Source organism: Carnobacteriaceae bacterium zg-84 (assembly GCA_013874835.1).
Taxonomy (GTDB): Bacteria; Bacillota; Bacilli; order Lactobacillales; family Aerococcaceae; genus WM01.
The window spans coordinates 927,809-943,077 of the sequence record CP059430.1 but is presented as its reverse complement, the minus strand read 5'-3'; the positions used below and the strand labels follow the sequence as shown (position 1 = coordinate 943,077).

General features: G+C 36.2%; 17 protein-coding genes. 16 read left to right on the top strand and 1 reads right to left on the bottom strand.

All coding sequences use genetic code 11. From position 1 onward, the window contains the following. Nucleotides 1–96 precede the first annotated feature (96 nt). On the top strand, nucleotides 97–1,029 hold the full coding sequence (locus H1220_04470; protein QMI86605.1) for a glycosyltransferase family 2 protein: 933 nt from the start codon (nucleotides 97–99) through the stop codon (nucleotides 1,027–1,029). A gap of 30 nt (nucleotides 1,030–1,059) precedes the next feature. Next, the gene (locus tag H1220_04465) at nucleotides 1,060–3,018 is read left to right on the top strand and encodes a hypothetical protein (GenBank protein QMI86604.1); all 1,959 of its coding nucleotides are present in this window, start codon (nucleotides 1,060–1,062) and stop codon (nucleotides 3,016–3,018) included. Between the two features lie 251 nt (nucleotides 3,019–3,269). On the opposite strand, the gene H1220_04460 is transcribed toward H1220_04465, so the two are convergent. Next, nucleotides 3,270–4,244, bottom strand: coding sequence for a hypothetical protein (locus H1220_04460; protein ID QMI86603.1), 975 nt, complete (start codon nucleotides 4,242–4,244; stop codon nucleotides 3,270–3,272). A gap of 401 nt (nucleotides 4,245–4,645) precedes the next feature. On the opposite strand from H1220_04460, the gene H1220_04455 reads away from it, so the two are divergent. The 14 genes from H1220_04455 (at nucleotide 4,646) to H1220_04390 (ending at nucleotide 15,251) form a co-directional block, all read left to right on the top strand. Further along, nucleotides 4,646–5,164: a sigma-70 family RNA polymerase sigma factor gene (locus H1220_04455; protein QMI86602.1), complete on the top strand. Its 519-nt coding sequence runs from the start codon at nucleotides 4,646–4,648 to the stop codon at nucleotides 5,162–5,164. Between the two features lie 69 nt (nucleotides 5,165–5,233). Beyond that, nucleotides 5,234–5,407, top strand: coding sequence for a hypothetical protein (locus tag H1220_04450; protein QMI86601.1), 174 nt, complete (start codon nucleotides 5,234–5,236; stop codon nucleotides 5,405–5,407). Continuing rightward, nucleotides 5,352–5,645, top strand: a complete 294-nt coding sequence (locus tag H1220_04445; GenBank protein QMI86600.1) for a hypothetical protein — start codon at nucleotides 5,352–5,354, stop codon at nucleotides 5,643–5,645. Before H1220_04450 ends, H1220_04445 begins: the two co-directional genes overlap by 56 nt. Then, on the top strand, nucleotides 5,638–6,762 hold the full coding sequence (locus H1220_04440; GenBank protein ID QMI86599.1) for a DUF2800 domain-containing protein: 1,125 nt from the start codon (nucleotides 5,638–5,640) through the stop codon (nucleotides 6,760–6,762). The genes H1220_04445 and H1220_04440 overlap by 8 nt, the downstream gene beginning before the upstream one ends. Next, complete coding sequence (locus tag H1220_04435) at nucleotides 6,740–7,303, top strand: DUF2815 family protein (protein ID QMI86598.1); 564 nt, start codon at nucleotides 6,740–6,742, stop codon at nucleotides 7,301–7,303. Before H1220_04440 ends, H1220_04435 begins: the two co-directional genes overlap by 23 nt. A gap of 238 nt (nucleotides 7,304–7,541) precedes the next feature. Beyond that, nucleotides 7,542–9,461 (top strand): DNA polymerase, encoded by a 1,920-nt coding sequence (locus tag H1220_04430; protein QMI86597.1) that lies wholly within the window; start codon nucleotides 7,542–7,544, stop codon nucleotides 9,459–9,461. A 109-nt stretch (nucleotides 9,462–9,570) separates the two neighbouring features. Continuing rightward, the gene (locus H1220_04425) at nucleotides 9,571–9,768 is read left to right on the top strand and encodes a hypothetical protein (protein QMI86596.1); all 198 of its coding nucleotides are present in this window, start codon (nucleotides 9,571–9,573) and stop codon (nucleotides 9,766–9,768) included. A 4-nt stretch (nucleotides 9,769–9,772) separates the two neighbouring features. Beyond that, on the top strand, nucleotides 9,773–9,934 hold the full coding sequence (locus tag H1220_04420; protein ID QMI86595.1) for a hypothetical protein: 162 nt from the start codon (nucleotides 9,773–9,775) through the stop codon (nucleotides 9,932–9,934). After that, nucleotides 9,918–10,298 carry a DUF4406 domain-containing protein gene (locus H1220_04415; protein QMI86594.1) on the top strand — a complete coding sequence of 127 codons (381 nt, stop codon included), beginning with the start codon at nucleotides 9,918–9,920 and terminating at the stop codon, nucleotides 10,296–10,298. The genes H1220_04420 and H1220_04415 overlap by 17 nt, the downstream gene beginning before the upstream one ends. After that, nucleotides 10,276–12,591: a hypothetical protein gene (locus H1220_04410; protein ID QMI86593.1), complete on the top strand. Its 2,316-nt coding sequence runs from the start codon at nucleotides 10,276–10,278 to the stop codon at nucleotides 12,589–12,591. The genes H1220_04415 and H1220_04410 overlap by 23 nt, the downstream gene beginning before the upstream one ends. A 252-nt stretch (nucleotides 12,592–12,843) precedes the next feature. After that, nucleotides 12,844–13,119 carry a VRR-NUC domain-containing protein gene (locus H1220_04405; GenBank protein ID QMI86592.1) on the top strand — a complete coding sequence of 92 codons (276 nt, stop codon included), beginning with the start codon at nucleotides 12,844–12,846 and terminating at the stop codon, nucleotides 13,117–13,119. Then, nucleotides 13,100–14,443: a DEAD/DEAH box helicase gene (locus H1220_04400; GenBank protein ID QMI86591.1), complete on the top strand. Its 1,344-nt coding sequence runs from the start codon at nucleotides 13,100–13,102 to the stop codon at nucleotides 14,441–14,443. Before H1220_04405 ends, H1220_04400 begins: the two co-directional genes overlap by 20 nt. 42 nt (nucleotides 14,444–14,485) lie before the next feature. Further along, nucleotides 14,486–14,917 (top strand): sigma-70 family RNA polymerase sigma factor, encoded by a 432-nt coding sequence (locus H1220_04395; GenBank protein QMI86590.1) that lies wholly within the window; start codon nucleotides 14,486–14,488, stop codon nucleotides 14,915–14,917. 118 nt (nucleotides 14,918–15,035) lie between these two features. Continuing rightward, nucleotides 15,036–15,251, top strand: coding sequence for a helix-turn-helix transcriptional regulator (locus tag H1220_04390; GenBank protein QMI86652.1), 216 nt, complete (start codon nucleotides 15,036–15,038; stop codon nucleotides 15,249–15,251). The last annotated feature ends 18 nt before the right edge of the window (nucleotides 15,252–15,269 follow it).

Genomic DNA, 15,269 nt, shown 5'->3' with positions numbered 1-15,269 from the left:
AACAACATATATAACCTAATAACTGATTATTTATATTAAGGAAAAATGTTGTCGGTTAAGATGTTAGGAGTGATTCGTTACAAGATGGAAAAAATGATGGGTCAGCCACTTATTACTGTTATTATCCCTATTTACAATGGCGAAACGTTTATAGATAAATGTTTAGCATCTGTTACCAGTCAAACGTATCCCAATCTTGAAATCATTTGTGTTGTAAATGGTTCGACAGATTCTTCTGTTCTTAAAATTAATGAATGGAAAGAAAAAGATTCAAGAGTGAGGCTGATTGTGAGTGATATTGCAGATTTAGGTAACGCTTCAAATATAGCACTCGATGCTTCTAAAGGGGAGTACATTGCATTTGTAGACGTTGACGATTGGGTGATGCCTGAATATATTTCTAGTTTAATGGGAGGCATTCAAAAAGGGTATAAGATGTGTCGGTCCAATTGTATTATGTATGACGGCCGTAGAAATCATAAAGCTTATCAAAATCAATATAGTCGTTATGTCTCTATTAGAGAGGCAACGTGGTTATTGCCTTTTCGTCATACGGGTTTGTATGCGAGGGCATTATTTTCTGAATTACGCTATTTAGAATTTTCATATTATGAAGATTTGTCTTTGTGGCCAATTTTAGTTGCTAGGGCAAACGGTGTCTACTATATTGATGAGCCACTATATTATTATAATCAAACGAATGTAAATTCTATAATGTCGATAAAAGACGAGCGGCATTTAGTGCTTGATAAAGTTTTTGATTTTATACTATCGCATATTACTGAAGAACTAGATAGAGAAGTTAATTTATTAGTGACATGTTTGTTTGTTCAATCTTTCTGGACATCTAATATACAGTATGTACCACGAACGAAAGCAGGCATTAACTATATGAAGAGAATCTATCAAGTGATTAATAATAAGTTAGTTGGTTACTATTACGTCGTACAACAATTGAACGTTCCACCAAGTATAAAATCAGAAATGATTGACTTTTATAAATACGGAATAAAGGGTTTTAATATTTGAAAAATAATTACAATTAAGGAGACAAATTTTATGACGTCTAAAAACAAAAAAATGACGAGTGGACATAAAGGTTCGCAACGTTCGCTGAGTTCCAAATCTATTGTATCGTCATTATTGCTATGTACAGTACTTTTATCTAATGTATCATCAGTATATGCTGAAAGTGGCGTATCGGATGTTGAAATAGAGAAAATTAATGCTTTCTTAGAGACGAAACCAGAAAATGGAGCATCAAAAACTATTTTTGCTAGCGAGTATGTGCTAAAAAGTAAAACGGATCATGGACAATTACTTAGTGATGCAACAAATTATGAGTCATTTGTGCAAAAAAGTATGGAGAAAATTAAATTATCAGCTGATCAAGTTTATCGTGTATATACTGGTACTTTCGACTACCGTAAAGCAAAAATCAAAGATGTGGATACAATAACAGTGTATCGTTATCAATTCAGAGGAGAGGACTACTATTTTTTCAAACGTGGGACATTAGTCTATCAAGATGATTTTTCAGAAGAAGAAGTAAATAATGTTAGTATTGGTTTGGTTGAGGGTGAACTATATATAAGTAGGGATAGATATATCGCCGATTTACCAATATCTAAGGTTGACTATTTGGATTTAGACCGGTTTATGTTTTTTAATGGGTATAGTGAATATTGGAGTATGCCAGTTACAAACTTAGCTTGGGATATAACATATGATACCATTGTCTCAATAGATGAATCTTTAAAAAGTGGTGAAATACTAGTAGATGAAGAGGGGAAAAAGGGAGCTTTTCTATTTAGTTATACACCTAAGTTAGATTTTATAGACAAAGTAACAAAAGAAAATTATAAAAAATTTACAGAAGCTAAAATATACGAGGATATTAATGCCAGCCTTGAAAAAGATGGAGTAGAGAAACTTCATAATGGGGAATTCAATTCTGAGTTTGATTGGGGAACTATTTCATATACAAGTACAGAGGAACCAGCTTATGAAAATAATTCGATTGAATATGTAGATGATGAATCAGACCCAATTGTACACGATGAGTATTATTTAACTCAACCGCGTAAAATTCGAGTTGGAATAGACTATACACATTTTGAAACAGTAGATGGTGTAGAGTTAAGTTCTAAAGCATATGGATTAAAAGAAGCGACTATGTTTGATGGATATGAACTTTTAGAAACTAAAAAGCTTGAAAATGGCGATAGAGTACACGTTTATCGATTAGCTGTTAAAGATAGCGATAAATATACTCCTGAAGGTGGGGGGATAATTGTTCCTAAAGGTACGATGATTACAGAAAAAGATATTTTCGAAAAAGTAACTATTCCAGAAGGTTCAAATGGTATTCTAGAAGTAATTGGAAAAATTCCAGAAACTGATACAGCAGGAGATAAAGAGGCTGTATTAGTACGCGTGACGTATCCAGATAATTCAACAGATGTAGTGGAAGTAACAGTTAAAGTAACGGAAGTAATATCTGATGAAGTTGTAAAAAAAGATAGCGATAAATACACTCCTGAAGGTGGGGGGATAATTGTTCCCAAAGGTACGATGATTACAGAAAAAGATATTTTCGAAAAAGTAACTATTCCAGAAGGTTCAAATGGTACTCTAGAAGTAATTGGAAAAATTCCAGAAACTGATACAGCAGGAGATAAAGAGGCTGTATTAGTACGCGTGACGTATCCAGATAATTCAACAGATGTAGTGGAAGTAACAGTTAAAGTAACGGAAGTAGTATCTAATGAAGATGTGACAAAAAATACAGAAACTGAAAAAACTGAAGGAAGCGTCTCGCCAGGTAATGATGTTTTAGATAGTCAACAAGAGAAAAATGATGTTCAAAATGATATTCCTACTGATGCGCCAGCTAAAGTTTTACCGCAAACAGGAGAATCAAAAAGCGGTGGTATGATGCATGGTATAACAGCTATTAGTTTTGGATTATTAACGTTTATCAAAAGTCGTCGAAAAGAAAAAAGGGAGTTAAAATAGTAAGTATTTAACAATAAATATTGGCTCTATGTCAAATAGGGTTGATGGCTCATAAAGGTAGTGATTTAACAGATGTTAAGTCACTACCTTTTCATTTTAGACTGTATAATTTGGGTTCTATAATATGGTTCTAATAAGTGTAACTTATCCATTCCGTTTCTTCACGTAGTTTTGACTTGTTTCAATCCGTATCAATCAGTAATTTCCATAGTTTGTTATAGTTGATTCTCATTTTTGTTGTTTTCCCTCTGTTAATTCTCATTTAGGGGGATTAAATCAAACCTAAGTTGTTCATACTCATATCTAAGATCTCTATTTTTAACAGCCCAATGCGTATTGTAAAGTTCAAAATCTTCAATACCTAATTCAAAATTATTTTTATATAATTCGTGTTGTAAAAATGATGATCTTAATTCAAATGTTATTTTTACATTAGATCCTAATACATCAATTTTCTTAATATCACCTAAATATGCTAAATCTCCTTCAGTATCTCCTATTGGACCTTGATCCTTTGCAAATATAGTATTTAATGAAGTTAAAAATTGACGGGATTCAATATTTAATTTACTTAAAGGATAAACAATTTCATCACACCACCTGTTGAGTACGCGATCTTTTGATAATATTAATGATCCAATTGTGTTACTACCTTCACGAAAAGTAGCATTTTGAAAACCTACAATTAGGTTATAAAATTCAGCAGGGATTAGTTTTTCTTGTGTGTTAGGTGTATGGTTGCTAATTTTACGAATATTTACTTCACCTATATGTAAAGTTTCTATATGGTTTTCTAATAATTTTTGTTTTTGAATTATAGAATACGGCTTATTTGAATTTTCAACTGTGTATTCTCTGTTAAGCAAGATAGAAGTAAATAATTCGGTTATCTTATCTGCAATATCATCGACATCATCAATATTCATATCAGGTATATCATTTTTGAACTCTTTTGCTAAATTTAGGATAACAGATTCATCTAAATCCAAAATGAAATTAGTAAAACTAGTTGATTCTATATATGTATTTATACTTTTTGATAACCCGTCAATTTTTGATTTACCAGACATATATCTTCGATACGTGTCAAATTGTAAGTCAAGTAAATGTAATTTAGATTCAGGTAGATTCACAATTTCTTCAATTAATTTTTTTGTAAAGTGACCTTTACTTAGCCCAAACGTTACCACTTTATAAAATTTTTGAGAAAATTTACTAAATTCCATACTTTCTCCTTACTAACGGATGACATGGGATACGAAAGTATCTTATTTTATCCGTTTTTATTTTTGTATTTTTATTATAATGATTATGACTTAAAGATTATGTGTAAAGTATATCACGAATATTTATCTTGGGTCAAAGATACTATTTGCGAAAGTAAACACATAATTCACAAAAAATCTCATAAAAGTTCAAGTAGGCCTACAAGAACGGACGAGAGTAAAAAGAATTTTAAAAGATAAATAAACAATAAAAGTTTATTAGAATCTTAAAAAATTCAACTCACTTCCGTGTTTTTGTCGTGCCTATTTGGTGCAGTTACAGAACCCTAGTGCGTTGAATACTATGGTTCTTTTTGTTTCTCGTCCTTTGAGATGAATCCCAACTCAAAGGAGAAATTTTAATGGAAAATTTAAAGAAACAACACTATATCCCAATGGAAGTAAATCCAGAAGAAGATAAACGGTTCATTAAGGCTAAAGGCTATACATTAGAAGATGTCAGATGGTGGAAAATAGGGAATATTACCAAGAGAGTGATTCTTATTCCGTGTACAAAAGAAGAATATGACGCATACATGCGTCCGATTTGGCGCGAATTGAAACAAGAAGAACGTAAAAAAGCCTATTTTGAAGAACGTGGTATGACACAAGTATCTGTTGAGTATGTTAAAGAAGCGTATGACTTAGACATTATAGACCCATCTCGTGTAGAAGACGATATTATGAAAAAAGAATTGCTATCTGAATTGAAAGCACAATTAGAAAAACTGAGTGAACTCGACCAGAAGATTATGTTGCTTTTTAGTCAAGGATATTCGGAATCGGCTATAGGCAAAGAAGTTGGCATGAGCCAAAAAGGCGTGAATAAACGAAAAACGAATGCCATTAAAACATTAAAATTACATTTTTTAGAAAACTAGTACTTAAACTCATCAGAAGTGTCCGATTACTTTCGAGAGGCAAGTGCTTCTTAGAAAGGAGGAACCTTCATGATGGGAAAAACGATTAACGATGACATAACAGAAGTGTTGATGTCAATTCACGAAGTCAATCAACGTATTACTAAAAGAGTAAATGGTATGTTAGTTAAGAAAGGAGAACACGTCAATGGCAAAAACAAAACAACTGGATCAAATCATCTTGGACTTAGACCAACACATTAACCAACTGATGGTTATTAAGGCTGACTTGGCATCTTTATTGACACAAACAAAGGAGTCATCGGTTCAAGAGATTAAACTAGAAGATGTCCGAGCGGTACTAGCGGATAAGAGTCGATTAGGATTTACCAAAGAAATCAAAGCGATCATCACGGCATGTGGTGCGACTAAGTTAAGTGACGTAAAACCTCAAGATTACCCTACACTTTTAAAGAAAGCGGAGGGATTAGGTCATGAATAACCACGCTTTATTATCGGCATCAAGCAGTCATCGTTGGTTAACATGTCCACCATTGCCTAGGCTAGAGTCGTATTTTGAAAACAAAACCAGTGAAGCAGCACATGAGGGGACACTAGCACATGCTGTGGCAGAAAATAAACTTAGAAAATCACTAGGAATGTCGCACAAAACCATTCAAGTGACAGATAAAGAACTGGATGAATATACTGATGACTATGTGACTTACATTTTAGAACAACTTGACATCATCAAACAATCAACCAAAGATCCGATTGTACTCATTGAACAACGTCTGGACTTTTCAGACTATGTGCCAGAAGGATTTGGTACGGGGGATTGTGTCATCGTGTCGGATAAAAAAATACACATTATTGACTTTAAGTATGGACGTGGTGTTGACGTATCGGCAGTTGATAATCCACAGATGAAACTGTATGCACTAGGGGCATTAAAATTATATGACGCCTTATATGACATGGAAGAAGTGGTGATGACCATCTTTCAACCGAGAAAATATAATGTATCAACAGATACGATGTCAACCAAAAAATTGATGGAATGGGCAGAAACAGAACTGAAAGAAAAAGCTGAATTGGCATTTGAAGGCAAAGGTGTCATTGAGTATGGACCTTGGTGTCAGTTTTCAAATTGTGGTGTCGTACTGCGTGCCAGGTATGACCACCATAAAAAGTTAGACCGTTTTGAATTGAAGTCGCCACATTTATTAACCGATGCCGAAGTGGAAGAAGTCCTTCATCATGTGGATGATTTAGCTAAGTGGGCAACTGAAGTTAAAGCGTATGCAACTGAAGTAGCGATTAAAAGTGGCAAGGCATGGGACGGTTTCAAATTAGTGGCAGGTCGAACGGTTCGCAAATTTACGGATGAAGAAAAAGTCGCACAAATCGCAAAAGCAAATGGGTATGATAATATTTATAAACAATCCCTATTGTCTATGACCGATTTACAAAAGTTAATGGGTAAAACAACATTTGAAGAACTATTTAAAACACTGATTGTCAAACCTGCTGGAACACCTGTATTAGTACCAGAAAGTGATAAGCGTAGAGCAATCAATCTAACACAAGCAAAAGATGAATTTACGGAGGAAAAATAATATGAAACAAACAAAAGTAATCACAGGATTAAATACAAGATTATCTTATTTTAATGGGTGGGAACCTAAGTCGATTAATGGTGGTGCTGAAAAATATTCAGTGTCCGTATTAATTCCTAAAGATGACTTAGCTACTTTACAGAAAATCGAACAAGCCATCGATGCAGCTATTGAAGAGGGGATTGCGAAGTTTGGTGGTAAGAAACCGAATAAAGCAGCCATTAAAACGCCCCTTCGTGATGGAGATATCGAACGTGACGATGAAGCGTATAAAGGGCATTACTTTATTAATGCGAACTCACTAACCAAACCACAAATCGTGGATATGAATGTACAGCCAATTTTGGATCGTCATGACGTATATTCTGGATGTTACGCGCGTGTGTCATTATCATTCTATGCATTTAATTCTAACGGCAACAAAGGAATTGCTTGTGGTTTAGGAAACATCCAAAAAGTAAAAGACGGTGAACCCTTAGGTGGACGTAGTAGTGCGAGTGATGATTTCACCACTATTACAGATGATGATTTCTTAGCTTAGGGAGGAATGTGACATGACAGAGATGGATAGATTTATGCTCATGATGTGTTTTGGTGTGGCGGTGGCTATTGTTATCGCATCGTGGATACATATTATGTGTGACTGGATTGACAAGTGGAAAGGGAGAAAAAGAAAATGAGCATGGAAAACTTTATCTTGGTGGCAGTGGGTGTTTTAGTTGTGGAGTTTGTGGTCAAACGATTATTAGATTTGTATTTGTATGTAAAGGAACAATTAAATGAGAAAGCTAAACATTGATATTGAGTCGTTTTCTAGTGTGAACTTGACGAAATCAGGTGTTTACAAATACGCAGAGAGTGAGGACTTTGACGTCCTCCTTTTTGCCTATGCAGTAGATGACGGGGATGTGCAAGTGGTTGATTTGGCAAGAGGTGAAACAATCCCACAAGAGATTATAGACGCCATAAAAGATGATACGGTTTTGAAATGGGCATTTAATGCACAGTTTGAACGGGTATGTTTATCTCGGTATTTAGGTGTTTATTTAAATCCATCTGCTTGGCGATGTACGATGGTGTGGTCTGCTTACATGGGGTTACCTTTATCTCTTGAAGGAGTGGGAGCAGTTTTAGGATTAGACGAACAAAAGCTAAAAACAGGCAAAGAGTTCATCCGATATTTTTGTGTACCATGCCAACCAACAAAGACAAATGGACACAGAACACGAAACTTCTTTTATCATGATGAGGATAAATGGATACAATTTAAAGCCTATAATAAACGTGATGTGGCAGTTGAAATGGCGATAGCCAACAAACTAAACAAGTTTCAAGTACCAGACTTTATATGGGATGAGTATGTATTAGATCAAAGCATTAATGACCGTGGTATTCAAATTGATCGTGATTTTGTCCAACAAGCTATTCAAATAGATGAACAAAATCGATGTTTGTTATTAGCAGAACAACAACGCCTTACCCATTTAGATAATCCCAATTCAGTCATACAATTATCACAGTGGTTAAACGACCAGGGATTAGACGTTAGCAGTTTAGATAAAAAGGCAGTCAATACATTGCTTGAAACCACGACCGGTACAGTCAATAGAGTATTGCAACTAAGACAACAACTCGCCAAACCATCTGTTAAAAAATATCAAGCCATGCAAGATGTGGCTTGTAAGGATAATCGTTGTCGAGGCATGTTTCAGTTTCTAGGTGCGAATTGTACTGGGCGATTTAGTGGCAGATTGGTACAACTACAAAATCTTCCTCAGAACCACATATCCGATTTAAAAGAAGCAAGAGCACTTGTCAAACAAGGCAACATGGAAGCGTTGAGTATCCTTTATGATGATACGTCTAACGTTTTATCCGAATTGATTCGGACAGCGTTTATCCCGAATGGGTTGTTTTATGTCGTAGACTTCTCAGCGATTGAAGCGCGCGTTATCGCATGGTTAGCCAAAGAAACGTGGCGAGAGGATCTATTTAAACAAGGTGGAGACATTTATTGTATGTCGGCAAGTCAGATGTTTGGTGTACCTGTTGAAAAACACGGAGTGAACAGTGAATTAAGGCAGAAAGGGAAGATTGCCGAATTAGCCTGTGGTTACGGTGGTTCAGTTGGAGCTTTAACTGCGATGGGTGCTCTTGAAACGGGGCTTAAACCAGAAGAACTTCAACCACTTGTGAATGCGTGGCGAGGATCTAATCCAAATATCGTGCAGTTATGGTGGGCAGTTGATAAGTGTGTCAAAGAAACGGTTAAAGAAAGAAGGATCACTCGAACGCATGGGATAACGTTCAGTTACCAAAGTGGTATGCTTTTCATTCATCTGCCAAGTGGACGGAAACTAACCTATATAAAACCACGTATTGGTGAGAATACATTCGGTGGAGAGTCTGTCACCTATGATGGTGTAGGTGCAACTAAAAAATGGGAGCGTATTGAAAGCTACGGACCAAAGTTTGTTGAAAATATTGTTCAAGCGATTGCACGAGATATTTTGATGTATGCCATGATGAACTTAAAAGACTATCAAATTGTTGCGCATGTCCATGATGAAGTCATTATTGAAGCAACAAACGCTTCTTTAGATGACATCTGTTGCATCATGAGTCAAGTACCACCGTGGGCAACTGGGTTGATTTTAGATGCAGATGGCTATACTTGTGAATTTTATAAAAAAGAGTGAGAATCATTTCTCACTTTTTTTGATATTTGGTACTTAAACAATTTGTTTTTGTCCTTTATCTAGTGAAGGAATCACTTCTTCAAATACAACATGATAAAGGAGAAACGATATGTTTTATATTAAGCAAAAAGTTGGCAATGACTTAGAACTAACCATAGACATTCATGACGAAAATGTGTTTACAAGGTGTCCATATTGTGGTGTCGAGTTTAGTGTAGATTTGGCGGAAGTCTTATCAGAAAAAGATAGTGATTTATTTTCTACTGCTGTGGTATGTACTGCCTGTACTAAAAAGCTAAGGGGGTAAGACCATGAAAACAAAAAATGAATTCGGTATTTTTGCTGATAAAACTGAAGTGCTACAAAAGGTGGAGGTAGGTTTACTAGTTGCCTTTCCAAATGATGAAGATTGTAAAAAGCACCTAGAATGGTACAAAGTGAAATGGGAGGAAGAATATGGGAAAATCAACTAAACGCATCATGGCAGAAAAGCAACAAGCCTTTAAGCCGCTTGTCTATATCTGTGCACCGTATCGAGGTGATACAGAAAAACACATTCACAATGCCATACGGTATGCCAATTTTGCTTATCAAAAAGGGAACTTACCGATTACACCACATGTACTCTTCCCATTTCTTGACGAGGAGAAACATCGGGAAGATGCGATGGCAATGGATATTATCATGCTTGGCAAGTGTCAGGAAGTATGGGTGTTTGGCAATCGTATAACTGACGGCATGAAAGAAGAGTTAATTGTCGCAAAACGTAGACGACAACCGATTAGATATTTCAATGAGGAGTGTGAATCAGTTGATGAAGATAGCGTATGGGAATAAGCGAACAGATAAATTATGGAAAAATAGTGAAATAACTTGGGATGAGTTTTGTGACCGATTAAAAACACCCATCATAACCACTGAAAGTGTTTCAGAGTATCAAAAAATGCCTAAGAGCCAACAAGCAGATATTAAAGATGTTGGTGGTTTTGTCGCAGGGCATTTAAAGCAAGGGAGACGTAAGAAGGGACATGTATTGAGTCGTTCGATGGTTACATTAGATATGGATTTTGGGACAGTTGATATTTGGGAAGAGTTAACCTTGCTCTTTCCATATCGCTGTTTATTGTATTCAACCCATAGTCATCGTAAAGATAACCCTCGTTACCGTTTCATTATTCCGTTAAGCCGTGATGTGAGTCCGGAAGAATACGGTGCAGTGGCTCGTATGCTGGCTAAAGAGATAGGCATCGATTTGTTTGATGTGACAACTTATGATGTGGAACGTTTGATGTATTGGCCATCTGTGTCTAAAGATGGTGATTATCTATTTGACGTACAAGAGGGGCCGTTACTCAATCCTGATGATGTTCTTACGAAATACGATGATTGGACGGATATAACAACATGGCCAGTATCGTCAAAAGAATCACAAGTCATTAAGACGAATGATAAGACACAAAAAGACCCACTTGAAAAAGAAGGAATAGTGGGTGCTTTTTGTCGTACGTATAGTATCACTGAAACGATTGACACATTTCTATCCGATATCTACCAATCGACTACTATACCGAATCGCTATGATCATGTCGGCTCAGAGTCAAGTGCAGGTGTGGTGGTGTATGATGATAAGTTTGTGTATAGCCATCATGCGAGTGACCCAGCAGGTGGTAAATTACTAAACGCTTTTGATTTAGTGCGTGTTCATAAGTTTGGAGATGACGATAAAAAGGACATGTGGGTGTTTGCCAGTCAAGATGATGCCGTTAAACGCACACTGTTAGAAGAGCGAAAGCAACAAGCCATTCTTGATTTTTCAAGTGATGACGATTGGATGAAAAAGCTAACCTACCATCAAAAAACAGGTGTTATTGAAAATACACTGCGAAACTTGATGTTGATATTAGAGAATGATGACAACCTAAAATCGCTCGTTTTCAATCAATTACTTGATGGCATGGAGATTAAAGGAAGTGTGCCATGGAAACACCCGTCTAAATATTGGCGGGATGCCGATGATGCACAATTGATTTCTTATATTGATTTAACGTATGGGACTTTTTCTAGTCGTAACTACGACATTGCCGTAACAAAAATCACAGATGACCGTAGTTATCATCCCATTCGTGACTATCTGGAAGCCTTGCCTGAGTGGGATAAAATTGAACGAGTGGATACCTTATTAATTGACTATCTTGGAGCACCAGATAATGAATATGTAAGAGCTATAACACGAAAAATGTTGTGCGCTGCTGTGAAACGAGTTCAACAACCCGGATGCAAATTTGATACGATGCTTGTGTTAAATGGTCCACAAGGAGTAGGTAAATCAACCTTAATTTCCAAATTAGCCGGTGAGTGGTTTTCTGATAGTTTACATTTGTCGGATACTAAGGATAAAACTGCTGCGGAGAAATTACAAGGGTATTGGATATTAGAAATCGGTGAGTTGGCAGGACTTCGAAAAGCAGAAGTAGAGACATTACGTTCATTTTTATCTAGACAAAATGATGTCTACCGTGCAGCCTTTGGCAGACGTGCCACACAACATCCGCGGCAGTGTATTTTTATTGGGACAACGAATGCAGAAACTGGGTATTTGCGAGATACCACAGGCAATCGACGTTTTTGGCCTGTTCAAGTGAACGGTAATGGCAATAAACAATCGTGGGCATTAACGAGTGAGGATGTGTCGCAAATTTGGGCAGAGGTTAAACAGTATGTTGATGCCGGTGAAAAACTTTATCTTGATGAAAAGCAAGTGTTACTGGCCAAAGAAGAACAGCGTGAAGCCATGGAAGCAGACGAACGTGAAGGGTTAGTGAAGGATTATCTTGATTTATTGCTACCTGAAAATTGGCATACAATGAGTCTGTACGAGCGTAGAAATTACATTAATGGAGAATCTGAATTTGGTGATGTGAACCATAAAGGTATTGTCGTGCGTGATTCTGTTTGTACTTTGGAAATTTGGTGTGAGTGTTTTGGAAAAGAGCGCGCCAACATTAAACGTACCGACTCAAACGACATCATTTCTATTTTAATAAAACTAGGTTGGATTCGTGAACATCAGAAGAAGCGTTTCTCGATTTACGGACCGCAATATTTTTACGTACCTAAGTCGTGTTCTTGAGAGTGTTCCAAGGGAAATCAGTGTTTTGGAAATGTTAGGTACACAGTTTGAAAACGTATCGTACCTAAGTTTTAATGGTAGGAACATTCCATAGGCACATCAGTAAAAAGTTATTCTATCAAGCTTTTTACTGAGTCGTGTTCTTATGTTCTTATTATTATAAATAATATAAATATATAAGAAATAGAGAGATAGATACAGTAAATACACGTATATAAACTATATAGAGAAAATTTGGGAGGCATTAGCACAGTGAAAGAAAAATACATTGAACAAAAATTAGTAGCTGAAGTGAAAAAAGCTGATGGGTTGTGTATCAAGCTAGTGGGGATGGTAGGTATCCCCGATCGAATGGTATTACTGCCTAATGGGAAGATAGGGTTTGTGGAAGTAAAGCAAAAAGGCAAGAAACCAAGAGCCATTCAAGTCAAGCGGATAACACAACTGAGCAGTCTAGGGGTTCAGTGCTTTGTCCTTGATGACGTGGTACAGATTGGAGGGATTATCCATGCAATACAAGCCACATAAGTATCAACGGTACGCCAGTGAGTTTATTTTAAAGCATGATGCATCAGCGTTATTATTGGATTGCGGACTTGGGAAAAGTATCATCACTTTGACAGTTATTGATGAGTTAATGCTTGATTATTTTGACGTATCAAAAGTATTGGTCATTGCACCACTTCGAGTAGCCAGTGCGACTTGGCCAAGTGAAATCAATAAATGGTCACACTTAAAGCATTTAACGTATTCAATCGTTGTTGGGAGTGAGAAAGAACGACAACAGGCATTAAAGCAAAAAGCCCATATTTATTTAATCAATCGAGAGAATGTGGATTGGTTGATCAATAAGAGTGGGTATAAATTTGACTTTGATATGGTTGTGATTGACGAAATGAGTTCTTTTAAGTCTTACCAAAGCAAACGAGTGAAAAGTCTACTCAAGGTACGTCCGTATATTAAACGTATTGTTGGTTTGACGGGCACACCAAGCAGTAATGGGTTAATGGATTTATGGGCTCAGTTTCGTATTTTAGATTTTGGTCAAAGACTGGGGCGATACATCAGTCATTATCGCAATACTTACTTCGTACCAGATAAACGTAATGGTGCAATTGTCTATTCTTACAAACCACAAGCCAATGCTGAAGATAGAATTTATCAAGCGATTAGTGATATTACCATTTCGATGAAAGCTAAAGATTATCTTGAAATGCCAGAATGTGTGATGAATGAAGTGGTGGTAAGTCTTGGCGATAGAGAACAAAAGATATACAACACCTTAAAACAAGAAATGATTACGACCGTAAAAGATGTTGAAATTGACGCTATCAATGCAGCCAGTTTATCCAACAAACTGTTACAAATGGCAAATGGTACGGTGTATGACGAGAATAAAGTCACACATACCATTCACGATAAGAAGTTGGATGCATTAGAAGATTTAATTGAATCGGCCAATGGTAAACCTGTGTTAGTGTCTTATTGGTTTCAAAGTGATCGTGATAGAATCATGAAACGCTTGGATGTGCGAGAAATTAAAACTAGCCAAGACATTACGGATTGGAATGACGGTAAAATAGCTGTTGCTTTAATTCATCCAGCAAGTGCAGGACATGGACTTAATTTACAGCAAGGTGGGTCGACATTGATTTGGTATTCACTCACTTGGTCATTGGAGTTGTACCAACAAACGAATGCACGGCTTTATCGCCAAGGGCAACAAGATACAGTCATTATTCATCACATATTGACAAAAGGGACAATTGACTTTGATGTGATGAAAGCATTGAAACAAAAAGATAAAATACAAACGGCACTGATGCATGCAGTTAAAGCAAATCTTGAGTAGGAGTTCTATGGAGAACTTACCTCAGTAACATGGGAGGTAAGCATGAAAGCAAAAGATTTTTTTAAAACAATCAAACAACTTGAAAACCAAATTGAATCAAAACGGTATATGGCACAAACCTATCGTACGTTAGCTGAAGGTGTAAGGTCTCCTGTTTACTCTGACATGCCAAAGAGTCCGAATCGTCAACTAGAACCAATGGCTGAAGCGTTAATAAAGGCAGTAGAGATTGAAGAAGAAATAAAAGCGCTAGAATATGAATTGACTCAAAAGAGAGCAGATGTGATTGATTTGATTTCTAAACTGGAAAAGGACCATCAAATCGTATTGATTAAAAGGTACTTTGAAAAGAAATCATGGGGAGAAATTGCAGCGAGTATGTATTACACAGAGCGATGGATTTATAAGATGCATGGCACTGCATTGAAACAACTTGATGAATTGTTCAGTCGAGTTCAGTTGAGTTCATGTTAGTTCAGTAGTATTCAGTTCTTATGTTGTGGTATTATATAATCAGCAAAAAATATAGAGATTGTCATACAAGCAATAATTTTATAAAATGTAAAGCAGTTACATGGAGGAAAGCTTAATGATAATCATTAGTTTGAAAGCAGCCAGAGTGAATGCTAATCTAACGTTGATTGAGGCATCTAATCAATTAAATATCAATAAAGATACTTTATGTCGACTTGAACGAGATTCGACTGATATTCCAATCTCTCTCGTTCATAAAATGGTTGCGCTCTATAAAATTCCAATGGAAAATTTATATTTTGGTAAGATATCAGAATTCAATAAGACTCGGTAGTTTTATACTACTGGGTCT